Here is a 25,595-nt window from a genome sequence, read left to right on the forward strand (position 1 = left end):
GTCGACTGAGTCAACACCGTCCGAGCCCGCGGCATTCCGTGGCGGAGGGCCGCTGGCATAGAGTCCAGGAGTGAGCTACGACGCAGCCCCCGACCGCTACGACCGCATGGACTACCGACGAGTGGGACGGAGTGGGCTGAAGCTTCCCGCGCTCTCCCTCGGCCTCTGGCACAACTTCGGATCCGACCGCCCCCTCGACACCCAGCGCGCGATCCTGCGCCGCGCCTTCGACCTGGGGATCACCCACTTCGATCTCGCCAACAACTACGGACCGCCCTACGGCGCGGCCGAGACCGCCTTCGGCCGGATCTTCGCCGAGGACTTCCGCGCCTACCGCGACGAGATCGTGATCTCGTCGAAGGCCGGCTACGACATGTGGCCGGGACCGTACGGCGACGGCGGGTCCCGCAAGTACCTCCTCTCCTCCCTCGACCAGAGCCTCGAGCGGCTCGGTGTCGACTACGTCGACGTCTTCTACTCGCACCGCCCCGATCCCGAGACGCCCATCGAGGAGACCATGGGAGCACTCGCCTCCGCGGTCCAGCAGGGCAAGGCGCTGTACGTCGGCGTCTCGAACTACGACCCCGAGCAGACCCGCGCCGCCCAGGCCGCCCTGGCGTCCACGGGAGTGCCGCTGCTCATCCACCAGCCCCGGTACTCGATGTTCGACCGCCACATCGAGGACGGGCTCTTCCCCGTCCTCGACGAGCTCGGGACCGGCTGCATCGTGTTCTCGCCGCTCGCCCAGGGGCTGCTGACCGACCGCTACCTCGACGGGACCGTTCCGGACGGATCGCGCGCCGCGACCTCGCGCTTCCTCTCCTCCGACCGGATCGACGAGGACTACCTCGCCCGTGCGCGCGGGCTGAACGCGATCGCGGAGGGTCGCGGCCAGACGCTCGCGCAGCTCGCGCTGAGCTGGGTCCTGCGCGTTCCGACCGTCACCAGCGCGGTGATCGGCGCCTCGAGCGTCGCCCAGCTCGAGCAGAACGTGGCGGCTCTCGACGCCGGCCCGCTGACCGAGGCCGAGACGACGGCGATCGAGGAGTTCGCCGTGCACGGGACCGCTCTGCGCTGAGCCCGCGGAGCCGACGGGGATGTCGGTGGTCGCTCGTAGTCTGCGAGAGCACCCTGGCCGGTGGGTGCTCCCCGATCCGAGCAGGAGGAACCGATGTCCCTGTCCACTCTGCACGCGACCCGCACTCCCCCGAGGCTGACCCGGGTGAACGGGCGGCTCTGGCGCGTGAGCACCGCCTCCGGAGCCGTCGTCGGCCACATCGAGCTGGTTGACGACCCGCAGGGCGAGAAGTACCGCGCTCGCCTCCTGCGGGCCGGGATGCCCGCGGGTGCCCAGCTCGGCGAGTTCTGGAGCGTCGACGACGCGATCGAGGTCTTCCGCGTCGCCTGACGCACCGATCACCGGGAGGTCGGCGTGCCGATCTCCCGTCGCCGCGCCGTCGGGCTAACGTTCGGCACATGCAGTGGTGGAGCGATTTCGTGCAATGGATCCAGACGGCGGACGGCTACCGGGCGGTGTTCCTGGCGGTGGTCGTCCTGCTCTCGGTGGTGATCGGAGTGGTCATCACGGCCGCCGTGTTCCGGTCCGCGATCGCGCGCCTGATCAGGCAGCAGGATCACGAGCGCAAGAACGCCGTGATCGCGACGCTGATCGACGCGGCAGTCGACGCCTCCGCTTGGAACGTGCTCAGCCAGACCGAGCGCATCCTGAGCGACCGCGCTTCCGCGCAGGCCGAGACGCACCTGCGCCTGCTGCCGGTGAAGGGCTCAGGAGTCGCGGCGAACTGGGCCGCGCACGAGCTCGCCGACCTGAAGCACTCCTCGGCGACCGGCGGCTACCAGACCCAGGCGAGCGTCGGCGAGTTCCGCGACCGCCTCGTGCTCTGGCGCGACAAGCCCGGGCGCGCTCGCAAGGCGTTCCTCGCCGACCTCGAGCGCTGGCGCTTCTCGGAGACCTCCCGCCCCGAGACGAAGCCCGTCCCGGCCGAGGCGGCACCCGCGCGGACGACGACGCCGACCCGGGAGCCCGAGCGCCCGGCGACCCCCGCTCCCGTCGTCGTCGGTGCATCGGAGGGTTCGAGCGACTACCAGCGTCCGTCCTCGACTCCGACGATCGTCCTGCCGGCCGCCTCCGAGAACGATGGACACGACGAAACGCGCCAGCTTCTGGACGACGTCGACCGCCTCGAGGTGCCGTCGCGGGAGCGTCCGGTCGAGGAGCTCCCCCCGGTCGAGCACGATCAGGCGGCAGCGCCCGCTCCGTCGGCCGAGGCCGAGGGCGAGCAGTCCGACGACGCCCGCACCGCTCACGCCGCCCGCCCGGTCGAGTGAGCCGAGCCCCTCACGCGGAGAAGGCCCCGATCGCATCAGCGGTCGGGGCCTTCTCCTTGGTGTAGATCACACGTCTCAGATGTGCGCGTCACGTGCACGCGCAACCCGGCCGACCAGTACGGCGAGGGGCGCCGCAATGATCGTCCACGCAACCGCGATTCCAGCGAGAAGAGCGAGGAGCAGCATGGTCGTACCTCCGTTCGTTACGTCGTTGTAATTCCGGACACCCCCAGACTAGGTGCCGAAAGGCGAGCACAGCGCTCAAAACTTGGAAACACGCCGATGTTGCCCAGAAATGGGCAGTGTGTTAGGCCAGAAAAGCCCCGTTTGCCACCCTTTCAGGTCGCGGCGTGGGGAAAAAAGGAAAGCGCGGCTCTGCACTTCCCGCCCGCGCGACCCGGTGCGCGCGAGCGCGACGACGTCCTCCTGACCGGGAGGCGGCGAGCGGATCGATCGACGCCGTGCGCGCGGACCCGGCGTCGACGTGCCCCCGGCAGGAATCGAACCTGCGACCAAGAGAATCCGACCCGATGCCTTGCGTTGGCTGATGCTGAGTGCCGATTCCTGGCGCTGACCGGGCCGGATGCGCGGCGCTGACTCGCGCTGTCTGGCCGTTGATGGCCGTTCGTGGCCCTGTTTTCGTCGAGTAAACGATGAGCGCCCCGGCCTCCGTCACCCTGCCACCAGCTGCAGGCGTGCACGGAGGTCGGGGCCTTCGTGCGTTCGCACGCGGTAGTGCCGCTCGGTGATGTCGGTGCCCGCGTGGCCGAGCTGCCGGGACGCCTCGCCGAGGTCCTCGACGAGCGTCGCGACCGACTTGCGGAACGTGTGCGGCGTCACCCACTCCCAGTCCGTGCCCTCGGTGAACCGGCGCAGCTGCTTCCGGAAGTTGTTCGGATCGCGGACCGTCGACCGGGTCAGGAACAGCGACGGGAACACCAGCTCGGCGTCGTGGTCGCGCGCCGCGAGCATCTCGACGACGAAGTCGGGGAGCAGCAGCCGCCGGCGGGACGTCGCGGACTTCGGGTGCGTCTGGATCGTCATGCCGGAGCCCTTCGTCCAGAGGGTCGTCCCGTTGATCGTCGCGGTCGGAGTCGCCGCGTCGAGGTCGACGTCGGCCCATCGGAGCGCGAACACCTCACCGACGCGCGCACCCGTCCCGACCATGAAGTCGACGGGGCCGACGACGTCCCCGAGGACGCTGCGCCGGTCGCCCGCGAGCGCGGTCCGGAACGCGCGGAGCTCGTCGAGGGTGAGCGCGCGGACCTCGGGGGTGATCTGCCGGATGGCGCCGACGTCGCGGATGGGGTTCGCGGGGATCGCGTCGAGGCGGGCGGCCATGCCGAGGATGCCGGAGAGGACGCTCTTCGCCTGCTTCGCGGTCGCGGGGCCGCGGGTCCGCGCGAGAGTGCGGAGGAACGTGTCGCAGCGGGCGGTGGTCATCTCGCGGAGTCGGAGGCCGCCGACGCCCTGGTCGATGTGCGCGAGCGTCTGCCGATAGCGGCGCTCGGTGGTCGTCGCGCGCTGCCCGTCGATCTCGTCCGCCCACCACTTCTCCCCCGCGGCCTTCATGCGGGTCTCGGCGGTGAGGTCGTCGCCGCCCGGCGCGCGCCGCTCGAGGAGCGCGCGGGCGAGGAGGTCGCGCGCGTTCCCGGCGCTCTGCGCACTCTTGCGCTCGACGGTGCGAGTGACGCCGTCGTAGTCCCGGAACCGAGTGCGAGCGACCCAGGGCCCCTTGGCCTTCGCTGCGGGGGTGACGGTGACGATCCCGTTCGAGCCGATCGGTAGCGGCGGACGTGGCATGCGGGCCTCCTAGGCGGCGCGGTGGTCTCGGAGGTAGAGCTCGAGGAGGTGGTCGGTGACGCCGAGCTCGAGAGCCCAGACGCCGGGGTCGGGGCTCATGCGGGCGACGTCGGCGAGGTGGTCGGGAGCGATGAGCTTCCGGGCCGCCCACCGGTCGGCGAGGCGCTCGATCCGCGGCGTGGTCTCGCAGTGACCGAGGCAGACATGGCCGAGCTCGTGGGCGAGGGTCTGGCGTTCGTGCCAGGAGCGGAGCCCGCGCTTCAGGATGATGACGCGCTCCTCGGGGATCCAGAGGCCGTTCGCCGAGCGGATCCGCCCGTGGAGGACCGGGATGCCCAGCCGCTCCGCGTGTTCGTACGGGTCATAGGCGGCTGGGCTGTGCGTCATGGCGTCCTGTGGTCGAGGTCCTGCTCGGGGTCTGACGTGTCTGCTGCGATGCGATCGCCGTAGCGCTCTGCGATCTCTTCGTCGGTGAGAGTGTCGGGTCGACCTCCGACATTCAGCCGACGGATGTTGGACTTCTCGACCGCTTCGTCGACCTGGTCGTCGTCGAGCGGTTCGGTCAGCTCGGGGTGTTCCCTCTCCGCCTCGATGACGCGACGCAGGATCTCTTCGGCGAGCTGCCGGTCGGAGGCGTCGCGGAGAGCGGCCTCGGTCGAGGTGCGCTCTGCCTCGTCGCTGGTGATGAAGCCGGCGGCGACGAACGCGGGGAGGATCGGCGCACCGTACGCGCGGCAGATGGCGACGACCGTCCCGACCTTCACTTCGCCGTCGAGCTGACGGACGAGGGTGCTCGGGTGCATCCCGGCGGCGAGGGCGACCGATCGGAGACTCTTCGTCCCGGCCAGATGTTCGATGTGTTCCCGAAGCGCGTCATTCACACTGCGAGCATGTCGCAACTTTGCAACATCCGCAAGCCATGTATCCGCGTAATTCCGCGAATCTTGACTAACACTTGTGCAACAACGCCCCCCGTTGGTGTTGCATCTGTGCGTCACAGCGTCGCATACTTGCGACACCACAACGCGGAACCGCAACGAGGAGGACCGAATGGCAAGCACGCTCCGGATCAAGCCGGGATTGCTCAAGAGGCTCCGAGAGCTTCGCGAGATCCCCACCGAGGAGCACCAGGCGCGCCTCATGGGCGTGAACCGGGCGACCCTCCGCAGGGTCGACGAGGGGTCCCAGCCTTCCGCGGCGTTCATCGTCGCGATGGTGGACACCTTCGGGCTCGGGATCGGCGAGGCCTTCGAGGTCGTGCCGACCGAATCGCTCGCCGAGCAGGTCCGGAACGTGCAGGCGGTGGCCTGATGGCCGTCCACCTGACCGTCTCCGACCTGGCCGGCGAGCTGCAGATCGACGAGGCGACCGTCTACCAGATGCGCAACCGGAACCCCGACGCGCTCCCTCCGGCCTTCAAGGTCGGGAAGTACCTGCGCTGGCGTCGCGAAGACGTCGATGCATGGATCGCGGCTCAGCTGCCGACGTCGAACGTGACGTCGATCGCCAGCCGGCGCTCCGCCTAGACCGCCAGCCATCCCGCTGGCCGGGGCCGGTCCACACGACGTTCTGAGTCGCTGACGGAGACCAACCGGCCCCACCCCTTCTCCCGTATTCGATGCGCCCTCCGGGGGCGCTGATCGGCGCGCCCTGAAGCCGCCGGAAGGAACTGATCATGAGCACCACTGACAGCGACCGCAGGGCCGCCTCCGACTCCACGTTCGTGCCGATGCCGTGGCAGGCGTGGTACGCCGCCGCTGAGGACGCTGCCGGGCACCACCTGGACGGCGACGAGGTCACGGACGGCTACTCCGTCGAGACGGCGTACGACGCCTGGCTGACCGGCTCGACGCCGACGGGCTACGTCCGCTCGCTCGAGGCGGAGGGTCGCGCCCCCATGAAGCACCGCGGGCCGATCGTCGTGCTCCTCGCGGCCGTGCTGATCCTGATCGTCATCAAGCTCGCCGTGCACACGGCACTCGCTCTCGCCGGCCTCCCGCAGGTCCCGCTGATCGACGGATCGGCTGCTCTGGCAGGCCTGCTGGGGTTCCTCGCGTTCATCGCATGGATCGACGCGACGGCATGAGTGACGTGCTCGAGCAGGTCGATGTCGAGTCGATCGAGCACCTCGACTTCGAGGCGCAGTGTGCGGTCAAGGACTGCGAAGCGGCAGCTCGGTTCTCGGTGGTCTGCCGGTTCTGCGCCGACGTGACTCTCGCCTGCGAGGGACACACGCGGAACTTGATCGCGCTGAACCAGACGCTGTTCGGCTTCCAGTGCGAGGCGTGCCACCACATCGAGTTCGATCTGTGGGCGCTTGTTTGCATCCACCCGCTGAAGCCGTGAACGTCTCGGGCATCGACTCGTCGCTGACCGCGTGCGGCCTCGCCCGGTACGTCGAGGGCGAGCGGATCGTCACGGCGGTCGTGCGGACGAAGAAGCAGGGCGACGACCTGAAGGCGCAGTCGGACCGGATCGAGTACGTCGCCGGGCGGGCGCTCGAGTGGCTGCCGACGTCGGGGCTGTTCGTCATCGAGGAGCCGCCGCCGACGCTGACGGGCGGCCTGGCGATCGAGCGGCACGCCCTCTACTACCTGCTCGTGCGGGTGCTGCTCCGCCGCGGCCCGGTCGTGCGAGTGCATCAGGCGACCCGCGCGATGTACGCGACCGGCAACGGGCGGGCGAAGAAGCCCGAGGTGCTGGCTGCGATGCGCGCCGCCTTCCCCGCCGTGCGGGTGTCCGACGACAACGCCGCTGACGCCCTCGCCTTGATGGCGCTCGGGTCCAGGAACCTCGGCCGGCCTCTCGAGGTCGAGCCGATCAGCAAGAAGCAGACCGCCGCCGGGGGCTCTCTCCGGTGGCCCAACGAGAAGGAACAGGACTGATGTCGACCACGAAGAAGATCACCCTCGCCGGCAAGTTCCCGGGCGAGGAGCAGAACGGGATGACCGCGCTCGAGAGCGACTGGTCGCGGGTGGAGTCGCCGAACGGCGTCTACGTGATCGCCCGCGTCGAGCGCACCGATCTCTCGATCAAGGAGGACGGCTCGCGGGTGGCGAAGGCGGGCCTGAAGCAGGTGGAGCTCGTGCCGCTCGAGGACGAGGAGAAGGTGCTGTCGCTGCTGCGGGAGTACTGCGGGGCGCGCGGCGGGTTCATGGCGGCCGCGCCGGACGTGCAGCTCGACCTGGACATCGAGGGCGGTGACGACGAGTGACCACCATCGACCACTGGGAGAAGCAGAAGATCGCTGACCTGCTCGTCGGACGACGCATCGTCGCCGCCGACAAGGAGGAGCAGACGCTGACCCTCGACGACGGCATGGTGGTGCGCGTCGAGCCGAACGAGGGCGGGTGCGCCTGCTCCGCGGGCGACTACGAACTCGCCTCGCTCGCGACCGTCGACAACGCGATCACCTCCGTCGACGTGCTGGACGAAGCCTTCGCAGACACGCGCGGCTCGGACTACCAGTACGCGGAGGATCCGCACCGCTACCGGATCAGCGTCTACGCCGGCGGAGTCGCGACCGACGTCGCGGTGATCGAAGGCGACGACGGCAACGGCTACTACGGCACGGGCTTCGCGCTCGTCGTGACGGAGGTGCAGCCGTGAGCGCGCTGCAGAGAGTGATGGAGCGCCGCGTCGCGACGTCGGAGGACCGCGAGGTGTGGCTGGACGCTCGCCTGACCGGGGCAACGGCGACCGAGGTCGCGAAGATCGCGGCCGGCGACGGGCTCGGCGTCCTCCGGGACAAGCTGAAGCCGAAGTCGATCCGGGCGACGCCGGCGATGGAGTGGGGCAACGTCCGGGAGCCGGCGATCGTCGCCGCGGTCCAGGCGGAGTGGCCGCACATCGAGGGCAACTCGTGGCTGCTGCACGCCGAGGGGAACCGCCGGCACCTGGCGACTCCGGACGGCATCGGCGAGTCGTTCCTCGGCGCGATCGAGCTGCTCGAGTGCAAGGCCTCGAAGTTCGACCTCTCCCCCGCGCCCGGCGCCGGAGTGGTGCCGCTCGAGGTCGTGAGGACGATGCTGCAGCGGGCGCGGCCGCCGAAGTTCTGGTCGACGGGCTACTACGACCAGATGCAGTGGCAGCTGCACGTGACCGGCGCGGACCGCGTGGTCTTCGCGTGGGAGCAGCACGACGGCGACTACACGAAGTGGCCCGAGCAGGGGCCGACGGTGCAGGCAGTGCGCACGCGCATCTTCCTGCGCGACGAGGAGCGGATCGCGTTCCTCGTGACTCAGGCCGACATCTTCCTCGATGCCCTCGACCGGACCCGCGCCGAGCAGCCCGCAGCCGAGGAACAGGCGGAGCCGTCGGAGCTCGAGGTGTGGGTCGGTCAGTACGCCGAGGCGCTGGCGACGGAGGCCGAGGGCGCTCGCCGCAAGGAGCTGGCGCGCGCCGAGCTGATGCGGATCGGCACGGAGAAGGGCGAGGAGTTCTCCGAGCGGACCCCGGCGGGGCTCGTGACGTACAAGCCGGGCGGGACCGCGACGGTCAGCGCTCCGGACGAGGCGGCCGCGAAGGAGGCGGCGCCGGCGCTCTGGTCGCTGTACGAGGCCGCGCGCACCGGGTGGGCCGCGCACGCCGCGGCCTTCACGACGACGAGAGAGACGACGAAGGCGGCGACCCTGCGGGTCACGCCTGCGAAGCAGAAGGAGCAGGCCGCGTGAGCGAGATGGTGAGGACGAGTGGTGGCGTGCTGGCGCTGCCGACGTCGGGTGATCAGAGCACCTGGACGGACAAGGAGGCGGCGCTGATCGAGGCGGCCGGCCTGGTGTCGCGCAAGCGCAACCAGCCGCCGCAGCTGGCGCCGCGGCCGGTGGTCGAGGCGTTCCTGCTGCAGTGCGAGCGAACGCAGCTGGACCCGTTCGCTCGGCAGATCTACTGCATCGAGCGGGGCGGGAAGTGGCAGACGCAGATCAGCATCGACGGCGCCCGCCTGGTCGCGGAGCGGTCGGGGAAGTACGAGGGGCAGACGGCGCCGGAGTTCTCGAACGACGGGCAGACGTGGACTCAGGCGTGGATGCCGACGACGGGGCGCGAGCTCCCGGCGTTCGCCCGCGTGGGCGTGTACAAGGCCGGCTTCCGCGAGGCGCTGTCCGTGGTCGCCCGCTGGGAGTCGTACGCCCCGATGGAGGACGTGTGGGACCGCGGCGCGAGGACGGGCGAGAAGAAGCTCGGCGCGATGTGGGCCAAGATGCCCGACGTTATGCTCGCGAAGGTCGCCGAGATGCTCGCGCTGCGGAAGGCGTTCCCGAACGACCTGTCGGGGCTGTACTCGACCGAGGAGATGGCGCAGGCGGCGAACGCGGCGCCCACTGCCGTCCAGCAGGGCACGAACGGCGCTGAGCGGCCGCAGGAGCAGCGCCGGGCCCCGGAGCCCGCGGGGCGTCCCGAGGAGCCCGTAGACGCGCAGGTGGTGGCGGACTCCTCGTGGGAGCAGCGCGCCATCGCGTGCACGTCGATGGCTGACCTTCGGCCGCTGTACGAGGAGGCGGAGCAGGCGGGCGTCTTCGGCGACGTGCTCGCCTCGGGGGAGACGGTGCGCGACATGCTGTGGGCGCGGAAGCGGGCGCTCGAGCAGGGCCCGCCGCCGGCCGCCGGCCCCGCGCGTGACCCGGAGCTGCCGATGCCGTGGGTCGACATGCTCGGCGGGGCGGTCGACATGGGTGACCTGCTCGACCTGCGGGCCGCGTGCGAGCGTCGGAACGAGTGGACCGACGAGCTCGCGGAGGTGTTCGCGCGCCGCACTGAGCAGCTCGAGGCGGCCCTCGCGGAGTCGGAGTCGCAGTCGTGACCGAGCAGCGGATCAAGACGCCCGACGACGTGATCGACGACGTCGAGGCGGCGCTCGAGCGGATCGAGGCCGCGCCGGAGACGGTGGCGGCCGCTGAGACGAGGCGCGACGAGGCGGTGCACGCGCTCGCGATGGCTCGTGCCCGGCTGAAACTCACGGTCGACGGGTCCACCGCCGAGCGTCGGGAGGCGCGCATCGTTCTCGAGACGGCGGAGCTCGCGCAGGCCGTCGCCGTCGCGAAGGTCGCCGTGACCTACGCGAAGGGGCAGGCGGACGCCGCCGACAAGCGCCTCTCGGGAGCGCAGACGATCGCGCGGATGGTGGAGCGCACGCTCGACTCCGGACGGTACCGGCCGTGACCGGCGCGACCGTCCGCCGCGGCGACCGCGTCCAGATCGGGAAGGGCACCTCGGTGTACCTCGTCGACCGCGTCGAGGACCGGAAGGACGAGGCCGGCGGCGTCTACCAGGTCGCGTTCCTCGTCACCGAGAAGGGCCGCCCGCTGCCGGGCTTCACCGAGACCGCGCGGCTCCGGCTCGTCATCCGACGGTGACCGCCTCCGCGGTCAGGCCCGCGGTCCGGGCGCTGGTCATCGACCGCGACTCCGGCCGCTGCCGCTGGTGCGGACGCCAGGTGGACCGCAGCGACTACTCGCTGCAGCACCGCCGGCCCCGCGCTGCAGGCGGCAGCGGCCGGCCCGAGACGAACCTCGCGGGGAACCTCGCGGTCGTCTGCGGGTCCGGGACCACGAAGTGCCACGGCCACATGGAGTCCCACCGGACCGCGGCGCTCGCTCGCGGGTTCCTCGTCCGCCAGTACGGCCCACTCCCCGCCGACGTCCCGCTGCTCACCGCGAGCGGCTGGATCCGGCTCGACGACGACGGCGGCTTCCAGACCGTCACCGAGACCGACGCGGCCGCGTTCATGGCCGAGCACGGCTACCCCACACACGAACCACGAACCACAGGAAGGAGGCGGTCACGATGATCGAACGCCCCGAATTCGACTTCGATCGGAACTTCACCCGCATCCCGAACGCCTGGGCGCGAGACGCCCGACTGAGCCGCCGAGCACGCGGGCTGCTGCTCGAGCTGCTGTCCCACCGGCCCGGCTGGAAGATCGGCGAGCGGTCCCTCGTGAAGTCCGGCCGCGAGGGTCGCGACGCCGTGCGCGCCACGATCGCCGAGCTGCTCGAGGCCGGCTACCTCGTCCGGGTGCAGAACCGCGACGGCGGCCGCTTCGGCGAGGTCGACTACCGCCTGACGGCTCCCTCGATGGCCCAGTCCACCGCGGACGGCTTTTCCGGCGACGGTGAAACCGCGGCCGGGAAAACCGGCGCCGGTGAATCCGACCACAAAGAAGACCATCTAGAAGAAGACCATCCTGAAGAACTCATGCTCGTCCCTGCCGGGCCGAGCGCGAGCGATCGCTTCGAGGAGTTCTGGAAGGTCTACCCGCGGAAGGTCGCGAAGGGCACCGCGAAGGCGGCGTTCCTCCGGCTGGTGAAGAAGCACGACGTCGAGGCGATCATCGGCGGCGCTCGCCGGCTGGCCGCGGATCCGAACCTGCCGGAGCAGCAGTTCGTGAAGCACCCGACGACGTGGCTCAACGGCGAGGGCTGGGACGACGAGCCGCTCCCTGAGCGCATCGACCGCGTGCGGCCGCCGCAGGACGATGACGGCGAGTTCGACTGGCTGCGAGCGCGCTCGTGAGCGGCGACGAGTCCGTGCAGCTGGCGGAGCGTGCCGTGCTCGGCGCCCTGCTGCTGAACGGCAAGGTCATGCGCGACGTCACCCCGCTCGTCTCGCCCGGCGACTTCCTCGACCCGCACCTCGGCGAGCTCCTCCGCGGGATGAAGCGCCTGCTCGCGGAGGGCCAGCCGGTCGACGTCATCACCGTCTCCGGCCGCCTGCAGGACTGGGGCGTCACCGCGTTCACCCCGTCGGACCTGCACGAGCTCGCCGGCGACGTCACGTCCTCGGAGAACGCATCGTTCTACGCCGCCCAGGTACGGGAGGCGTCGGTCCGCCGGCAGCTGCGGCAGCTCGGCCAGAACCTCGTGCAGAGCGCCGCCGTCACCGACTCCGGCGTGTCCCTCGCCCGGGCCACTGAAGGCCTCAAGGCAATCCGCGCCGGCGCCGCCCGTAGCCGCGCGCTCGCCGTGCAGCTCGAGGCCGTCATGCAGGGAGTGGACGACTACGACTGGGTCGTCCCCGACCTGCTCGAGCGCGGCGACCGCCTCGTGCTCACCGGCGTCGAGGGCGGCGGCAAGTCCATGCTGATCCGGCAGATCGTGCTGCTCGCGTCGGCCGGGATCCACCCGTTCACGTTCCGCCCGATCACGCCCGTCCGCGGGCTGGTCATCGACGCGGAGAACACCGAGAAGCAGTGGCGGCGCTCGTCGCAGCGGCTCGTGGCGGCCGCGTCCCTGCGGAGCACAGAGCACCCCGCGTCGAAGGTGCGGCTGTGGTGCGCGCCGCGCCTGGACCTGACGAAGGACTCCGACCTGTCGGACGTGCACGCGCTGATCGACGAGCACCAGCCCGACGTGCTCGCCATCGGCCCGCTGTACCGGCTGACGCCGGGAGCGATCACGTCCGACGACGACGCGGCGCCGCTGCTCGCCGCGCTCGACACGATCCGCGACCGCGGCGTCGCCCTCCTGATGGAGGCGCACGCCGGTCACGCGACCGCCGGCCCCGGAGGCGACCGGGAGCTGCGGCCCCGCGGGTCATCGGCGCTGCTCGGCTGGCCGGAATTCGGCCTCGGCATCACCCCCTCGAAGGTGCAGGGCCGCGTGTCCGGCACTCAATTCCGACTCGTCCGCTGGCGAGGCGACCGTGACGCGCGCGACTGGCCGTCGCACATCAGCCGCGGCGCTTCCCCGTTCCCGTGGACCCCTACCCAGAAGGACTGACCAGTGGTCGAACGACAGAAGACCGAGACCACCGCTGAGGTTTTCGCGACCGGCCCCGAGGCGGTGGCCGTGCGGATGCACCGGAAGTACACCGAGCTCGCGCCGGCTGAGGCGCGGCAGATGGCGCAGGAGCTGCTGGACGCCGCGGAGGAGGCCGAGGAGTTCCCGACCCCGCCGCCGGTGGCCCTCGTGTCCTACGGCTACGGCTTCGACTACGACGAGCTGCCCACCACCCCGATCCCCTACAACGAAGGAGCCTGAGCCCTCATGGCCGGAGAAACCATCATCACCGTCGTCGGCAACCTCACGTCCGACCCGGAGCTGCGCCACACGCAGAACGGGAAGGCCGTCGCGAACTTCACGATCGCGAGCACCCCGCGGACCTTCGACAAGCAGTCGAACCAGTGGGTCGACGGCGAGGCGCTGTTCCTCCGCGCGTCCGTCTGGGAGGAGTTCGCCGAGCACGTCGCCGGGTCGCTCACGAAGGGCTCCCGCGTCGTCGCGACGGGGAAGCTCAAGCAGCGCTCGTATGAGACGAAGGAGGGCGAGAAGCGCACGAGCATCGAGCTCGAGATCGACGAGATCGGTCCTTCGCTCCGGTACGCCACCGCCCAGGTCACCCGGACAGCCGGTGGTGGAGTCGGTGGCGGCCGTTCCGGGGGTCGCGGGCAGGCCGGTGGGTACCAGGGCTCCCAGGGCGGCAGCGGGGCGTCTAGCGACTGGCGCACGCCGTCGTCGGCTCCCGCGCAGAACGACGAGGAGCCGTTCTGATGCGGGACACGTTCGCGCCAGCAGCGCTGTCCGACCTCGAGCGGGAGCTACACGACGACCCGGTGGGCCCGCGCTGCATCCGCCAGCACGACGCGAAGGGCCGCCCCGGGAAGCTCGCGGCGGCCCGCGCCGGCCAGCTCTGCTGGTCCTGCTACGGCCGGCTCAGCCGGGACGTCGTGACCCTCGCCGAGCTGGTCACCACCATCACCGAGCAGACGGCGCCCTCGATCGTCTCGCCCATCACCGAGAGGGTCGCCGGGACGAAGGCGCCCCGGCTCCCGATCGACGCCGACGGCATCGACGCCCTGAACGAGCTGTGGCCGCTGCTCGCCCGGTGGGTCGCCGCCTGGACGGTCGAGCTTCGCCTCGACCCGCCGACGGTCCTCTCGGAGTCGATCGAGCGCGACCGGGACGTCGACCGGGTCCCGGCCGGCTGGTCCACCCGCACGCTCACCCGCGCCGCGAACGACGCCGCCGAGTGGCTGGTGCTCGCCGCCCCCGCCTGGTGCACGAGCGTTCACGTCGCCCACTTCTACGCCGAGGTGTCGGAGGCGGCGCGCGTCTACTCCGGCCGCTGGCGCCTCGCCGAGCGGGGCCCGAGGCGGTCCTCGCGGAAGTGCGGCCGCGGCGGCATCGGCTGCGGCGCCGGCCAGGTCGTCGTCGGGTGGGACGGCGATGACCCGTACGCCGTCTGCAACGCCTGCGGGTGGCGGCCCGACGACGAGGCGCAGTTCGCGGCTGCCGCTGCGACCGAGGGGGTGGCGTCGTGACCGGCTTCCCCCGCCCTGTGAACTCCGACTGCAGGGCCGGATCCCACCGGTCGTGCTTCGGGGACGCGTGGGACTACGAGAAGGATGCTCTCGCGCCGTGCGAGTGCGGATGCCACACCGAGAGGACCGCAGCATGACCGCCACACCGCAGTACGCGGCGAAGACCGACGTGCCCTCCGACCGATCGCGCGCCGAGATCGAGCGCACCCTCGAGCGGTACGGCGCCGAGAGCTTCGCCTACATGACCCAGCCCGGACAGGCGCAGGTCGCCTTCCAGGTCGGGCGCCGCCAGATCCGGTTCGTCGTCCCGCTGCCCGAGAAGGGCGCGAAGGAGTTCACCCGCACGCCGACGGGCCGCGCCGCATCGCCCACGGCGGCACAGTCGGCGTACGAGCAGGCCGTCCGGCAGCGGTGGCGCGCCCTCGCGCTCGTCGTGAAGGCGAAGCTCGAGGCCGTCTCCTCCGGGCTCGCCGAGCTCGATCAAGAGTTCTACGCCTACGTCGTCCTTCCCAACGGCCGGACGGTCTACGAGGAGACGGCGCAGCAGGTCGACCAGATGATCGCGACCCGCTCGGTCGGCGCCCTGCAGCTCACCTCCGGCGGCACCCGGTGAGGCCCGCACTGCTCGTCCTCGCCGCGGTCCTGACCGCTGGGGCCGCGATCGTCGGCTTCCACATCGCGGCCGGCGACCCCGGCATCACCCACACCACGAAAGAGAACCGCTCATGACCTCCGCTCAGGATGCGCTCGACCGCATCACCGACCACCTGATGGAGCACCACCCCAACCACCTCAACGCGATCGGCGGGCCACCGGTGCCGAACGTGGTCGCGAACGTCGTGATCGGGCTGACCCCGCCGCGACCGGAAGGGGTGCGCGCCCTCATCGCGGAAGCCGAAGGCGCCGTCGCCTGGAAGAGCATCCACGACGACGATTGGCGGGCGCTCGTGGAACGCCTCGCCGCCGCCCTGTCCGCGTCCCTCGATGTCAGGAGCGGCGACGAGCCTTCCGAGCCGCGCTGAGCGCCTGCTCCCGCATCCACACAGCCGGTCGGGCGTCACCTGCCGCCTCCCGCACCAAGGCATCCTCCTCGGCAGTGAGCCGGAGCATGTGGGCCTTGCTGCGAGGGCTCTCGGCGGGAGGGCGTCCGCCCTTGTTCGTCTCGGTCATGCGCCGAGGATATCAGTTACGTTTCGAGTTGCGTACAACTGTAGTTAGGAGTTACGATAAACCCATGAACAGCGCAGCCCCCCTCGCTCGCCTCACCATCGCCGCCGACGCCATCAAGGCGGGCGACCACATCATCCCCGCCGGCCGGAAGCGCCCGGTCGAGGTCATCCGCGTCATGGACGCCTACGCGCCGACCATCATGTTGGCCTGCGACTCGACGAACGGCTACGCCGCTGTGCGACTCGCGCCGACCGACACCGTCACTCTGGTCGTCGCATGAGCGCAGTGCTGCAGCTGGTCACGGCTCAGGGTGCGCGAGTCCCCATCGACGGCCTCGCGGGGCTGCGCTGGGCGGCGCGCGAGCTGTTCGCGGGCTACGGCGAGTCGATCGCCCCGGCCCTCGAGCGGGTCGAGGCAGCGACAACGGTGCAGGCGGCCTCAGCCGAGCTCGCGCAGTCGACCGGAACGCGCCTGATCGTCCGCGGGCCGAACGACCTGTCCTGCCTCGGCTTCGTCACTGTCGAGGACGAGCGCCTCCGCTGCACCGTCTTCGCCCACGGCCACCCCCTGCAGACCCCCACGACCACGAAGGAGAGCTGACCATGCCGACACTCACCCCGGAGCAACGCGAGCAGAGACTCGCGCTCATCGAGACGGACCTCGCGGCGTACCGTGCCGTCAAGTCCGCGGCCAGTCACCTCGCGTACGACGTCGTGATCCGAGGGGAAGACCCGCACGGTGACCGTCACGCCCACGAGCGCGCCAGTGCGGCGCTCAGCCGCCGGCTGAAGGACGAGTACCGCGCGGCGCATGAGGCGTCCGCTGCGGCGCGACTCGCGGTTGAGGACTTCGATGTCGCGCACGGGCTCATGGAGCCGCTGGCCCGGCACCGGAAGGCTGGTGCCGTCCGTGCCTGACCAGACCCCCCTCCCCCCGGAAGGGGTGCGCGCCCTCATCACGACCGCCGACACCTTCCGCGAGCAGTACGTGGAGGTCAACGGGGAGATGCCGGGCGCGGGCTCGATTCTCGACCTGTGGCTCCGCACTGCCGCCGCCCTGTCCGCGTCCCTCCCGCGAGAGGACGCCGACCTCGACGCGATCGAGGTGAGCCTCGCCGAAGCGGTTGCCGCTCGGAAGTTGGGCGGGTCGGAGGGCCCGTGGCGACAACTCCGAGCGCTCAACGCAATCGCCGACGCCCTGCCCGCCCTGCTCGCTCGGGTGCGCACCGCGGAAGCCGAACGGGACGAGGCGCAGCGTCGGCTCGGTGTGATCGCTGACTCCGCGCGAGACGGGCTTGAGGACTGCGACGACGACTACGACATGAGCGCCTACTGGGTGTTCATGGTGGCGACCGGCCAGGAGGAGGAGGACACCCGCCCGCGCACCGTAGAGACGGCGGAGGAGTGGGAGCCAATCGTGGCCGCCGCCGAGCGCCGGGCGGACGCCGAGACCTGGGATGCGGACAGCATCTTCCGGCACAGCATGTCGGCGCTCGACACGATCAACCGATCGCGGCGCGATATCCACGTCCTCGCTGACCTCGTGCGATCCCAGCGCCCGTGGGAGTACGGAATCCGAAACAACGCGACCGGACGCGTCGGCTTCCCGTGGTCGAGAGAAGTGGCGCTCTCGACGCAGGAGGGCTCGATCCGCCTGGCCGAGAACCACGGCATGCCGCACATGGAGGCAGTGCGCCACCACCCGGCCTCCTCATGGGAGCCCGTCCCGCCCACCCCCGAGGAGGCGACCGATGACGATGCCAGGCGGAGCCGCCATCTGCTACGGACACCACGTCTGGAGCGGCGACACCCGAGCGCCCGTCTGCCTCCGATGCGGGATGGTCAACCTCGAGGAGGTCGACCGTGGCTGAGCAGCAGGAGGTCCGCGTCCTCACCGTCCGCCAGCCGTGGGCCTGGGCGATCATCTACCAGGGGAAGGACGTCGAGAACCGCTCCCGCAGCCTCGGCCCCTACCGCGGCACCGTCGCGATCCACGCCGGCCTCCGCGACGACCCCGCCGGCTACTACGACGGCACCCGCGACAACCTGCCGCACGAGCAGGTCGCCCGCGGCGCGATCATCGGTCTCGTCGACCTGGTGGACGTCGTGACCGACTCGACGTCGCCGTGGGCGTGGGAAGGCGCCCACCACCTCCTCCTCGCGAACCCTCGGCCCCTCGCGACTCCGATCCCGTACCGGGGCGGCCTCGGGATCCGCCGGCTACCGGCCGACGTCGCCGCAGCGGTCCTCCGGGCCGCCTCGCCACTGCAGGTCAGCTCCACCGTCTCGCGCACGACCCGCCGCGGGGGGAAGTACCAGAGCGAGACTGTCTGGGGAGGCGAAGTGGTCGCCCTCCTCGCCCGGAAGGCCCGCGTCCGCTGGACCTCGAAGAACGGCCTCCGAACGTCGCCCTTCGTCTCCGACCACTACCCCCACGAGCTCGAAGGCGGCCCAGCAGGTGAACCCCGAGGTCCTGTCGATCCACGAAGCCGCGAGGCGCGTGGGGCGTAGCCGGCGCACGATCCAGCGCTGGCTACGGGACGACCTGCCCTCCCACCAGCGGCCGGGCAGCGAGACGAAGTGGATCCGGCTCGAGGACCTGCAGGCCGCGTTCGTGCGACGCCTCGAGTCGGACCCCACCCGGCCCCGATCGGCCGCGTCGCTCGAGCACGGCACCCGCAATCGCTACCGGGCCGGCTGCGACTGCACACCTTGCCGAGCGGCGAATGCCGCGCGAGGCAGGCACAGTACGCAGAATCCGAGCGCCGACGCACCGAGAGACGCAAGAATTTTGTGGCCGACGATGTCACCCCGTAACTTCATGATCGGCACAACAGGAGCGCCCCGCAGTCACCTTCGACGCGGGGCGCTTTCGTGCCCCAGCGGGACGAACCGGACACCCGGCGCCGACCCGCACACCACGATGAGCGGGCTACTCGTTGCGCTCGTGCCTGATGTACATGGTCACTGCCGTCAGCCGAGCGAACTGCCCCATCGCGATGAACCCAGACACGCTGATGGTGACGGTCGTCCAGATGTCCCTGGGGAACAACGGGAACGCCCCTGCGGCCGTCGCGAACATCGTCAGGAAGAGCAGGTTGAACGCGAGCAGCTCCTCCGTGCGACGCACGCGCCGCGCAGTGCTGCGACGCAGGCGGCCCGTGAAGAAACTCCCGACCGCCACAGCCACTAGCAGTGTCGCCGCGACCTGAGCGATGAGGGCGGCTCCGTCTCTGTCGATCATGATCGCGACACTAGCTCGGGTGATCGACGACCGCAGGAGGCGCCTCCCGTGAGCCAGCACCACAAGAGCACCCCGAGGATGCTCGAGCTGAAGGCCGAGTTCCGCTCCGCCTGCGAGGAAGAGGACGCGCGCTGCTGGATGTGCGGCCTCGAGATCGACTACTCGATCCCGCCCGAGCTGTCCTGGAAGGACCCCGCCTTCCAGCTCGACCACTTCTTCCCCGTGTCGAAGTACCCCGAGCTGCAGGAAGACCCCGGCAACTTCCGCGCCTCCCACGCCCGCTGCAACCGCGACCGCGGCGACGGCCCACCCCGTCCCCCGCTCGGCGTGCTCTCCGAGTCCTTCTACTGAGAGGCGGGCCCGTGCGCATCGAACTCCGCTCGAACCTCACCGAGGCCGCCGTGCTCGCATCCGCCGGCGCCCAGGTCCTCTATGTCGCCGGCACCCACCGCGAGGCGGCCGAAGACTTCCACGCAGCACTCCGCCTGAACCTCTCCGCGTGCGCTACCCGCGTCATCCGCGCCAACGGGCGAGAGACGATCCGCTACCCGGGAGGCGGCGCCCTCCGCTTCAGCTGGCCCGCGACCGCCGACCAGATCGCCCGCGGCCGCGTCCTTGACGCCGTGTCCCTCCCCTGGCCGCTCCTCCCGCTCCTCGAGGACCTCGCCCCGGCGCTCGCCACCGTCATCGACGCGAAGGTCCTGGTCCGCCGCACCGCCTGACCCCACAGACCGGCCGCGTCAACGCGCGAGCGTGATGCCTCGTCTTGAGAAGCGAAGGACCCCATGACCCCGGCAGCCAGCGCCCACCAGCGCGGCCCCGGGACGAGGGCACCCTGCGCGGCCCACCCTCCCCCGCCCACCAGAACCCCGACCGCACCCTCGCCGACCCGAGCGAAGGGCAGGGGGCCTTTCCATCGCAGGGACTCGAACCCCTAAGCCCTTCCCGGCCCGAGGGCTTCTCTCTCCCCGACGATGTGACGCGATTTTTACCACCGGGGAGGTCGATGCATGGCCGAGCCGAGAACGCGCGCGAGCCGAGAGCACAGGGCCGCGGTGACGCGGATGCTGAAGGCGACCGGTCTGCTGCGGATCCCGGAGGAGGCGCCGCTCGTCGCGCTGGTGAAGTCGCTCGCGAAGGAGATGGACGAGGGCGGCGGGTCACGGACCCACGCCGCGTACCTCTCCGCGCTGAAGGACGTGCGGCGGGTGCTCAAGGAGGCGCCCGGCGAGGCCGGCCTGGTCGGGAAGCCGACGCCGACCGCGGGCGACGCCGCCGACGAGGGCGACGAGACGACGACGGCCCCGGCGGTCGATCAGGAGGTCGCTGACTTTGCAAGTTTCGCAGCAGCTAAGGGTGGCTCTTCGCACCGGCAAGGGGCGTGAGGAGCCGCGCATCTGGACTCGTCCGCTGCGCCCTCTGACACCGGCGACGACGCACGGGTTCCACGTCATCGAGTTCGCGCTGGTCTACCTCGGCGTGACACTGCGGCCGTGGCAGAAGTGGCTGCTGATCCACGCGCTCGAGCTGAACGAGGACGGCACCTACCGCTTCCGCAAGGTCGTCATCATCGTCGGCCGGCAGAACGGGAAGACGAAGCTGATCGAGGTCCTCGCGACCTGGTGGCTGTTCGTCGACTCCCAGTCGTTCCCCGACCACATCCCGGCGCACGAGTTCCTCGTCCTCGGGTCCGCCCAGGACCGCGACACGGCGAAGAAGGTCTGGCGGAAGGTCCTCGACCGGTCGAACCCGGAGGTCCTGCGCTGGCCGGATCGGTTCACGCCGGCCGAGCGTGCGGTGCTCGTGCCCGTCCTCGCGAAGCAGGCACGGACGCCGACGACGACGAACGGCTCCGAGGCGATCCGTCTCGCGAACGGCGCGCGCTACGAGATCGCCGCGCTCGCCTCCGGCGGGTCTCGCGGCGACTCGACCGCCCGAGCGATCATCGACGAGCTGCGCCAGCAGACGAACTGGGACGGCTGGGCCGCGTTCTCGAAGACGCTGAACGGCACGTTCAACTCGCAGCTCTGGGCCATCTCCTCCGCCGGCGACGCGCGGTCCGTCGTGCTCGCCGACCTGCGCGCCGCGGCCATCGCGACGTGCGCGGCGTGGGACGACTACGTGGCAAAGGGCCTGCAGTCCGTCGAGGACTTCGCGAACGAGCACGACACCGCGAACGGGATCTTCGAGTGGTCCGCGCACGAGGACGCCGCGATCGACGACCCGGCCGGCTACTTCCAGTCGAACCCCTCGATCGGCTTCGGCTACAACGTCGACCAGCTGCTGTCCGACCTCGCGTCGGGCGAGCCGGAGGCCGTGACGAAGACCGAGGTCCTGTGTCAGTGGGTGCAGACGCTCGTCACTCCGTACCTGCTGCCGGCGGACTGGGCGGCGTGCGCCGACGGCCCCAGCGAGAGCGGCGCCGGCGGATCCCGCATCGTCCCGGGCACGCCGATCGCGCTTGGCGTCGACACCAGCACCGACCGGAAGATGACGTACCTGTCCGCCGCCGGCTGGCGCGAGGACGGGCTGCCTCACATCGAGGTCATCGCGCAGTCGGCCGGGATGCTCTGGCTCGCGCCGCTGGTCGAGAAGGTCGCTCAGCGGCGCCCCGTCACCGCGATCGGCTTGCAGCCGCGAGGGTGTCCCGCCGGCGAGTTCGCCGTCCCGCTGCAGCAACTCGGCCTGCCCGTCTTCGAGGTCGGCGGCTCCCACCTCGGTGCGGCCGTCGGCCAGCTGAAGGACCGGGTGGAGGCGCACACGCTCCGGCACCGCGCACAGCCGGCGCTCGATCTGTCCGCCTCCGGCACCACCGCCCGGAAGGTCGGCGAGGTCTTCTTCCTCGACCGCGACGGCTCAGCCGTGGACGCCGCCGTGCTCATCTCGGCGTCGAACGCGCTCTACGGCCTCGTGCACGCCGGCGACGTCCTCGCGACGTCGCACTACGAAGACCACGGCCTCGTCGTGGCATGAGAGGCGCCCCATGTTCTTCCTCCCCGGCCGCCAGGTCGTCGTCTCGCTGAGCGACGGATCCTCCGTCACCGGCACGACCGCCTGGGCGTGGTGGGGCCGGCTCCGGCTCCGTGAAGTCTCGAGCGCCGGCGGCACCTTCCCCGGCGAGCTCATCGTCTACCGCCACGCGGTCCTAGCAGTGCAGGTGGTGATGGTCCGTGGTCGAGCTCTCGACAGGTAGCGCGATCGTCAGCCTCTCCGGTCCCGGATCCGCTCTCGCGCGCATCTCGCCGTTCGTCGTGCCCGACCCGGGCGTCCCGCTCACGGCGTACAGCGCGACGCTCGGAGCGCAGAGCCCCGGCGCGGTGTGGAAGTCGCAGCCGTCCGTCCGCAAGGTCGTCAGCTTCATCGCCCGGAACGCGGCCGTCGTCTCGTGGAAGGCGTACCGCCGGAACGCGGACGACGACCGCCAGCGGATCAGCGACTCCCCGATCGAGCGGGCGCTGCGCCGACCGCGGCGATTCACGTCGACCGTCGACTTCTTCGAGCGGCTCTACGTCGACCGCTGCCTCTACGACCGCTTCGGAGTCGTGCTCATGGGCGGGCAGCTGCAGCGCATCCCGCCGCGGCTGCTCGTCCTCGAGGCCGACGCCTTCGACAACCTCGCCCGCGTCGGCATCGCTCACCCGACCGGAGGCGACACCTTCTGGCTCGACGACCTGCCCGTGGCCGTCTCGGCCGGCTGGTCGGAGTGGGGCGCCGCTGGCGTCTCCCCGCTGACCACCCTCGCCGCGATCCTGCGCGAGCAGTCGCACGCGGTCGATTGGCGCGACCGGCAGTGGGCGGAGGCGCCCAAGATGTCGGGCGTCCTCAAGCGGCCCGCCACCGCGCGCTGGTCGCCGGAGGCGCGCGACAAGTTCCTCGACTCCTGGCGCACCTTCCGCGACAGCAACGCCGGCGGCACGCCGATCCTCGAGGACGGCATGGAGTACGAGGACTTGCGGTCCAACCTCACGCCGAACGACGCGAAGGACATCGAGGGCCGGCAGCTCACCGACGCGGAAGTCGCCTCGGCGTTCCACATCCCGCCCGAGCTCGTCGGCGCCCGACAGGGCACGTTCTCGAACATCACCGCGTTCCGGCAGATGCTCTACGGCCCTGCGCTCGGCCCGCACCTGACCGCGATGCAGCAGGCGTTCGCGCTCGAGATCGTCCCGGCGCTGGCCGAGGACTCCCGCGACTACGCGGAGCTCGACCGACGGTCGGCACTCAAGGGCGACCTCATCGAGCAAGCATCGGTCCTCTCGAAGCTGACCGGCGGCCCGGTCATGACGCGCAACGAGGGACGGGCCGAGCTCGGTCTGTCCCGCACCGAGGGCGGCGACGAGCTGGTCCTCCCGATGAACGTCACCGCTGGCGGGCAGAGCTCGCCGGAGGACGGCGGAGACGGACGCCCCCCGGGCGCCGAGGAGGAGTCATGAGAAAGACGGTCCGCAAGGCACTCACGGTCGAGTCGGTCACCGACCTGGACGACGAGGGCCGCTTCTCGGCGCTCGTGTCCGTGTTCGGCGTGCTCGACAGCTACCGCGAGGTGGTGCAGCCGGGCGCGTTCAAGGACTCGCTCGCGCGCCTCGGCGACGACCCGCTGCCGATCCTGTGGAACCACCGCTGGGACGACCTCGCCGCGCACCTCGGTGGCGCGACCGGTCGCGAGACCGACGAGGGCCTGGTGATCGACGCGCAGCTGGACCGCGAGGACCCGCTGGCGATGAAGGTCTATCGGCTGCTGAAGCAGAAGCGCATCAAGGAGTTCTCGATCGGCGGCTTCGAGTGGCCGGAGGACGTCGAGCAGTTCCTGTGGGAGGACGGCGAGCCCGCGTGGAAGGTCCACCGGTTCGAGCTCGTCGAGGTCTCGGTGGTCCTCCGGGGCGCGAACGCGGAGACGCGGCTGCTCGGAGTGAAGTCCCTCGAGGCGGCACTCGAGGCCGTCGAGGCCGCCGACCCGCACGCCGAGGACCCGGCACCCCCCGAGGCCGCCGAGATCCGCGCGGACGACCCGCCGGTGCCTCCGGCCACCCAAGACTCCCCGCCGGCTCTCGAGCCGGATGAGGACGCGCCCCAGGGCGCAGACGAGGCCGGCACCCCGCCGGCTGAGTCGTCGCCGACTCGCCAGCTGGCGGCGGCTCTACTCGCACTCACGCGGCCTGGGCCGAGAAAGCAGGATCTGATGAACCCCCGTGCCCTCCTGAAGGCCGCCCGCGAGAAGTGGGCCGCCTTCGCCGCGAAGGCCGCCGAGCTCTCCGAGGACGAGGCCGCCGAGGTCCTGGCGCTCCGCTCGGAGATCTCCGACCTCGAGGCGCAGGTCGCGAAGCTGGACGAGGCCGAGGCCGCGCTGAAGTCCTTCAGCGACAACGCCCCGGTCGTCACCCGCGACCGCGACGAGGCGCCCGTCACCGGCTCGCTCGGTGAGCGCTTCGTGAAGTCGGCGGAGTACCGGGCCATGCGCTCGGCGCACCCGTCCGGCATCGGCCGCGAGACGCCGATCGACGTCAAGGCGCGCCACATCGGCGACAAGCGCTCCGCGCTGAAGGCCGACCCCGCGCCCCTCAACACCGCGGCGAACGGCGACATCACGTCGCCACCCGCCTCCCCGGTATCGAGGACACCACCTACCGCAAGCCGAACGATCTGCTCGACCTGATCACCGTCGGCACCACCGACTCGTCGTGGCTCGAGTACCGCCAGCTGGTGTCCATCACCAACAACGCGGCCATCGTCCCCGAGGCGACCGGCACGACCGGCACCACGATCGCGGCCGGCTACAAGCCCGTCTCGACCCTGGCGACCCAGACCGCCGACGCGAAGGCGCACACCTACGCGGACGGCGTCGAGGCCACGAACCAGGAGATGTCGGACGACGGCGCGCTCGCCTCGCTCATCGACGGCGTCCTCACGCAGAACCTCCGCGACGAGCTCGAGCGCGTGCTCCTGCTCGGCTCGGGCACCGGTGGGGAGCCCGCGGGCATCCTGAACACCACCGGGATCCTGCAGCAGTCGTTCAGCACGGACATCTTCACCACCCTCCGGAAGGCGAAGACCCTCCTCGCGGAGACGTCCCGCACCTTCCAGCCGACGGTGCTGCTCAACCCCGCGGACGAGGAGTACTTCGACCTGGCGAAGGACGGCGAGAACCGCTTCTACGGCGCCGGCCCCTGGTCCACCGCACCGGGCAACATCTGGGGGATGCCGCGCGCCACGTCGGCTCTCCTGCCCGCCGGCACCGCGCTCGTCGGCGACTTCCGCGGCGTGCAGCTCCTCATCCGTGAGGCGCTGTCGATCCTGGCGTTCAACCAGCACGCGGACTTCGCGCGCCGGAACCTCGTCTACATCCGCGCCGAGCTGCGCGCGCTGCAGATGTTCCGCCAGCCCGCGAAGATCGCGGCCGTCGACCTGACCGCGGGCGCCTGATGAGCAGCCCGATGGTCGTCATCGACGGCGTCCGCTACCGCCGGGAGGACGCGGAGCGACGCGGCCTGATCGAGGTCCCCGAGCCCGTGAAGGTCGACGCGATCGACCCCGCGAAGCTCGCGGCCTTCGAGGCGTGGGTGGCCGCCGGGTCGCCCGTCGTCCCGCCCCTCGACACCGACCGCCACTCGTCGACCGTCGTCGGCGGCGAGGCCGAGGTCGTCGAGCAGGGCGAGGTCACGCTCCCCACGGAGGACGGCCCCGTGCCGGCCGCCGCTGAGCCCGACGCCCCGGCGCCGCTCAGCACCGAGAGCGCAGCGCCGAAGCGCACGCGCGCCACGAAGTGACAGGAGGG

The 25,595-nt window shown here is 71.0% G+C and carries 40 protein-coding genes; 35 read left to right on the plus strand and 5 right to left on the minus strand.

Going from position 1 to position 25,595, the window contains the following annotated elements; translation table 11 throughout:
- Positions 1-70: 70 nt before the first annotated feature.
- The 3 genes from B0T42_RS09845 (at position 71) to B0T42_RS09855 (ending at position 2,349) form a co-directional block, all read left to right on the plus strand.
- Positions 71-1,078, plus strand: coding sequence for an aldo/keto reductase (locus B0T42_RS09845; RefSeq protein ID WP_077223002.1), 1,008 nt, complete (start codon positions 71-73; stop codon positions 1,076-1,078).
- A gap of 93 nt (positions 1,079-1,171) precedes the next feature.
- The gene (locus tag B0T42_RS09850) at positions 1,172-1,408 is read left to right on the plus strand and encodes a hypothetical protein (RefSeq protein ID WP_077223003.1); all 237 of its coding nucleotides are present in this window, start codon (positions 1,172-1,174) and stop codon (positions 1,406-1,408) included.
- A 68-nt stretch (positions 1,409-1,476) separates the two neighbouring features.
- Complete coding sequence (locus tag B0T42_RS09855) at positions 1,477-2,349, plus strand: hypothetical protein (protein ID WP_139344469.1); 873 nt, start codon at positions 1,477-1,479, stop codon at positions 2,347-2,349.
- Between the two features lie 672 nt (positions 2,350-3,021).
- On the opposite strand, the gene B0T42_RS09860 is transcribed toward B0T42_RS09855, so the two are convergent.
- Genes B0T42_RS09860 through B0T42_RS09870 form a run of 3 tightly spaced genes read right to left on the minus strand, consistent with a single transcriptional unit; the run spans position 3,022 to position 5,033 of the window.
- Positions 3,022-4,152, minus strand: coding sequence for a site-specific integrase (locus tag B0T42_RS09860; RefSeq protein WP_077223005.1), 1,131 nt, complete (start codon positions 4,150-4,152; stop codon positions 3,022-3,024).
- Positions 4,153-4,161: 9 nt separating this feature from the next.
- On the minus strand, positions 4,162-4,539 hold the full coding sequence (locus B0T42_RS09865) for an ImmA/IrrE family metallo-endopeptidase (protein ID WP_077223006.1): 378 nt from the start codon (positions 4,537-4,539) through the stop codon (positions 4,162-4,164).
- Positions 4,536-5,033, minus strand: coding sequence for a hypothetical protein (locus B0T42_RS09870; RefSeq protein ID WP_139344470.1), 498 nt, complete (start codon positions 5,031-5,033; stop codon positions 4,536-4,538). The genes B0T42_RS09865 and B0T42_RS09870 overlap by 4 nt, the downstream gene beginning before the upstream one ends.
- Before the next feature lie 169 nt (positions 5,034-5,202).
- Between B0T42_RS09870 and B0T42_RS20000 the strand changes: the two genes are divergently transcribed.
- From B0T42_RS20000 to B0T42_RS09975, 22 genes are all read left to right on the plus strand, one after another.
- The gene (locus tag B0T42_RS20000) at positions 5,203-5,463 is read left to right on the plus strand and encodes a hypothetical protein (protein WP_158078095.1); all 261 of its coding nucleotides are present in this window, start codon (positions 5,203-5,205) and stop codon (positions 5,461-5,463) included.
- Positions 5,463-5,678, plus strand: coding sequence for a helix-turn-helix transcriptional regulator (locus B0T42_RS20005; protein ID WP_158078096.1), 216 nt, complete (start codon positions 5,463-5,465; stop codon positions 5,676-5,678). Before B0T42_RS20000 ends, B0T42_RS20005 begins: the two co-directional genes overlap by 1 nt.
- A gap of 149 nt (positions 5,679-5,827) precedes the next feature.
- Positions 5,828-6,238: a hypothetical protein gene (locus B0T42_RS09880; protein WP_077223009.1), complete on the plus strand. Its 411-nt coding sequence runs from the start codon at positions 5,828-5,830 to the stop codon at positions 6,236-6,238.
- Positions 6,235-6,498 (plus strand): hypothetical protein, encoded by a 264-nt coding sequence (locus B0T42_RS09885; RefSeq protein WP_077223010.1) that lies wholly within the window; start codon positions 6,235-6,237, stop codon positions 6,496-6,498. Before B0T42_RS09880 ends, B0T42_RS09885 begins: the two co-directional genes overlap by 4 nt.
- Positions 6,495-7,037, plus strand: a complete 543-nt coding sequence (locus tag B0T42_RS09890; protein ID WP_077223011.1) for a hypothetical protein — start codon at positions 6,495-6,497, stop codon at positions 7,035-7,037. The genes B0T42_RS09885 and B0T42_RS09890 overlap by 4 nt, the downstream gene beginning before the upstream one ends.
- The gene (locus tag B0T42_RS09895; RefSeq protein ID WP_077223012.1) at positions 7,037-7,366 is read left to right on the plus strand and encodes a hypothetical protein; all 330 of its coding nucleotides are present in this window, start codon (positions 7,037-7,039) and stop codon (positions 7,364-7,366) included. The genes B0T42_RS09890 and B0T42_RS09895 overlap by 1 nt, the downstream gene beginning before the upstream one ends.
- Positions 7,363-7,761, plus strand: coding sequence for a DUF7448 domain-containing protein (locus B0T42_RS09900; protein WP_077223013.1), 399 nt, complete (start codon positions 7,363-7,365; stop codon positions 7,759-7,761). The genes B0T42_RS09895 and B0T42_RS09900 overlap by 4 nt, the downstream gene beginning before the upstream one ends.
- Positions 7,758-8,825: a YqaJ viral recombinase family protein gene (locus B0T42_RS09905; RefSeq protein ID WP_077223014.1), complete on the plus strand. Its 1,068-nt coding sequence runs from the start codon at positions 7,758-7,760 to the stop codon at positions 8,823-8,825. The genes B0T42_RS09900 and B0T42_RS09905 overlap by 4 nt, the downstream gene beginning before the upstream one ends.
- 5 nt (positions 8,826-8,830) lie before the next feature.
- Positions 8,831-9,952 carry a phage recombination protein Bet gene (gene bet, locus B0T42_RS09910; RefSeq protein ID WP_236720213.1) on the plus strand — a complete coding sequence of 374 codons (1,122 nt, stop codon included), beginning with the start codon at positions 8,831-8,833 and terminating at the stop codon, positions 9,950-9,952.
- Positions 9,949-10,311 carry a hypothetical protein gene (locus B0T42_RS09915; protein WP_077223016.1) on the plus strand — a complete coding sequence of 121 codons (363 nt, stop codon included), beginning with the start codon at positions 9,949-9,951 and terminating at the stop codon, positions 10,309-10,311. The genes bet and B0T42_RS09915 overlap by 4 nt, the downstream gene beginning before the upstream one ends.
- Positions 10,308-10,505: a hypothetical protein gene (locus B0T42_RS09920; RefSeq protein WP_077223017.1), complete on the plus strand. Its 198-nt coding sequence runs from the start codon at positions 10,308-10,310 to the stop codon at positions 10,503-10,505. Before B0T42_RS09915 ends, B0T42_RS09920 begins: the two co-directional genes overlap by 4 nt.
- Positions 10,502-10,939 carry an HNH endonuclease gene (locus B0T42_RS09925; protein ID WP_077223018.1) on the plus strand — a complete coding sequence of 146 codons (438 nt, stop codon included), beginning with the start codon at positions 10,502-10,504 and terminating at the stop codon, positions 10,937-10,939. The genes B0T42_RS09920 and B0T42_RS09925 overlap by 4 nt, the downstream gene beginning before the upstream one ends.
- A gap of 179 nt (positions 10,940-11,118) precedes the next feature.
- Positions 11,119-11,664, plus strand: coding sequence for a hypothetical protein (locus B0T42_RS09930; protein WP_139344472.1), 546 nt, complete (start codon positions 11,119-11,121; stop codon positions 11,662-11,664).
- Entirely contained in the window at positions 11,661-12,869 is a 1,209-nt protein-coding gene (locus B0T42_RS09935; RefSeq protein WP_077223020.1) for an AAA family ATPase, read from the plus strand. Before B0T42_RS09930 ends, B0T42_RS09935 begins: the two co-directional genes overlap by 4 nt.
- 3 nt (positions 12,870-12,872) lie before the next feature.
- A complete protein-coding gene (locus B0T42_RS09940) occupies positions 12,873-13,130 on the plus strand; it encodes a hypothetical protein (RefSeq protein WP_077223021.1) in 258 nt (85 codons plus the stop codon).
- 6 nt (positions 13,131-13,136) lie between these two features.
- Complete coding sequence (locus tag B0T42_RS09945) at positions 13,137-13,640, plus strand: single-stranded DNA-binding protein (protein WP_077223022.1); 504 nt, start codon at positions 13,137-13,139, stop codon at positions 13,638-13,640.
- Positions 13,640-14,410: a hypothetical protein gene (locus B0T42_RS09950; RefSeq protein ID WP_077223023.1), complete on the plus strand. Its 771-nt coding sequence runs from the start codon at positions 13,640-13,642 to the stop codon at positions 14,408-14,410. Before B0T42_RS09945 ends, B0T42_RS09950 begins: the two co-directional genes overlap by 1 nt.
- Before the next feature lie 133 nt (positions 14,411-14,543).
- The gene (locus B0T42_RS09955) at positions 14,544-15,023 is read left to right on the plus strand and encodes a hypothetical protein (protein WP_077223024.1); all 480 of its coding nucleotides are present in this window, start codon (positions 14,544-14,546) and stop codon (positions 15,021-15,023) included.
- Between the two features lie 112 nt (positions 15,024-15,135).
- Positions 15,136-15,432 (plus strand): hypothetical protein, encoded by a 297-nt coding sequence (locus B0T42_RS09960; RefSeq protein ID WP_077223025.1) that lies wholly within the window; start codon positions 15,136-15,138, stop codon positions 15,430-15,432.
- 212 nt (positions 15,433-15,644) lie between these two features.
- Positions 15,645-15,860, plus strand: a complete 216-nt coding sequence (locus B0T42_RS09965; RefSeq protein ID WP_077223026.1) for a hypothetical protein — start codon at positions 15,645-15,647, stop codon at positions 15,858-15,860.
- Positions 15,857-16,180: a hypothetical protein gene (locus B0T42_RS09970; protein WP_139344473.1), complete on the plus strand. Its 324-nt coding sequence runs from the start codon at positions 15,857-15,859 to the stop codon at positions 16,178-16,180. Before B0T42_RS09965 ends, B0T42_RS09970 begins: the two co-directional genes overlap by 4 nt.
- Before the next feature lie 2 nt (positions 16,181-16,182).
- Positions 16,183-16,497, plus strand: a complete 315-nt coding sequence (locus B0T42_RS09975; protein WP_077223028.1) for a hypothetical protein — start codon at positions 16,183-16,185, stop codon at positions 16,495-16,497.
- A gap of 411 nt (positions 16,498-16,908) precedes the next feature.
- On the opposite strand, the gene B0T42_RS20010 is transcribed toward B0T42_RS09975, so the two are convergent.
- Entirely contained in the window at positions 16,909-17,049 is a 141-nt protein-coding gene (locus B0T42_RS20010; protein ID WP_158078097.1) for a hypothetical protein, read from the minus strand.
- A 393-nt stretch (positions 17,050-17,442) separates the two neighbouring features.
- Between B0T42_RS20010 and B0T42_RS20665 the strand changes: the two genes are divergently transcribed.
- Positions 17,443-18,090, plus strand: a complete 648-nt coding sequence (locus tag B0T42_RS20665) for an ASCH domain-containing protein (protein WP_201788523.1) — start codon at positions 17,443-17,445, stop codon at positions 18,088-18,090.
- Between the two features lie 421 nt (positions 18,091-18,511).
- Here the strand turns inward: B0T42_RS20665 and B0T42_RS09990 are convergent, their stop codons facing one another.
- Positions 18,512-18,823 (minus strand): hypothetical protein, encoded by a 312-nt coding sequence (locus B0T42_RS09990; RefSeq protein ID WP_139344474.1) that lies wholly within the window; start codon positions 18,821-18,823, stop codon positions 18,512-18,514.
- A 48-nt stretch (positions 18,824-18,871) separates the two neighbouring features.
- Here B0T42_RS09990 and B0T42_RS09995 point away from each other — a divergent pair, with 48 nt between their 5' ends.
- From B0T42_RS09995 to B0T42_RS10035, 9 genes are all read left to right on the plus strand, one after another.
- On the plus strand, positions 18,872-19,174 hold the full coding sequence (locus B0T42_RS09995; RefSeq protein WP_077223031.1) for an HNH endonuclease: 303 nt from the start codon (positions 18,872-18,874) through the stop codon (positions 19,172-19,174).
- Between the two features lie 11 nt (positions 19,175-19,185).
- Positions 19,186-19,545, plus strand: coding sequence for a hypothetical protein (locus B0T42_RS10000; RefSeq protein ID WP_077223032.1), 360 nt, complete (start codon positions 19,186-19,188; stop codon positions 19,543-19,545).
- A 342-nt stretch (positions 19,546-19,887) separates the two neighbouring features.
- On the plus strand, positions 19,888-20,208 hold the full coding sequence (locus B0T42_RS10005; RefSeq protein WP_139344475.1) for a hypothetical protein: 321 nt from the start codon (positions 19,888-19,890) through the stop codon (positions 20,206-20,208).
- On the plus strand, positions 20,180-21,796 hold the full coding sequence (locus B0T42_RS10010) for a hypothetical protein (protein ID WP_077223034.1): 1,617 nt from the start codon (positions 20,180-20,182) through the stop codon (positions 21,794-21,796). Before B0T42_RS10005 ends, B0T42_RS10010 begins: the two co-directional genes overlap by 29 nt.
- Before the next feature lie 10 nt (positions 21,797-21,806).
- Positions 21,807-22,016, plus strand: a complete 210-nt coding sequence (locus B0T42_RS10015) for a hypothetical protein (RefSeq protein WP_077223035.1) — start codon at positions 21,807-21,809, stop codon at positions 22,014-22,016.
- On the plus strand, positions 21,994-23,256 hold the full coding sequence (locus B0T42_RS10020) for a phage portal protein (protein WP_077223036.1): 1,263 nt from the start codon (positions 21,994-21,996) through the stop codon (positions 23,254-23,256). Before B0T42_RS10015 ends, B0T42_RS10020 begins: the two co-directional genes overlap by 23 nt.
- Positions 23,253-24,476: an HK97 family phage prohead protease gene (locus B0T42_RS10025; protein WP_077223037.1), complete on the plus strand. Its 1,224-nt coding sequence runs from the start codon at positions 23,253-23,255 to the stop codon at positions 24,474-24,476. Before B0T42_RS10020 ends, B0T42_RS10025 begins: the two co-directional genes overlap by 4 nt.
- Positions 24,476-25,243: a phage major capsid family protein gene (locus B0T42_RS10030; protein ID WP_236720214.1), complete on the plus strand. Its 768-nt coding sequence runs from the start codon at positions 24,476-24,478 to the stop codon at positions 25,241-25,243. The genes B0T42_RS10025 and B0T42_RS10030 overlap by 1 nt, the downstream gene beginning before the upstream one ends.
- Complete coding sequence (locus tag B0T42_RS10035; protein ID WP_139344476.1) at positions 25,243-25,587, plus strand: hypothetical protein; 345 nt, start codon at positions 25,243-25,245, stop codon at positions 25,585-25,587. Before B0T42_RS10030 ends, B0T42_RS10035 begins: the two co-directional genes overlap by 1 nt.
- The last annotated feature ends 8 nt before the right edge of the window (positions 25,588-25,595 follow it).

The sequence above is a fragment of the Rathayibacter rhapontici genome (genome assembly GCF_001995175.1).
GTDB lineage: Bacteria > Actinomycetota > Actinomycetes > Actinomycetales > Microbacteriaceae > Rathayibacter.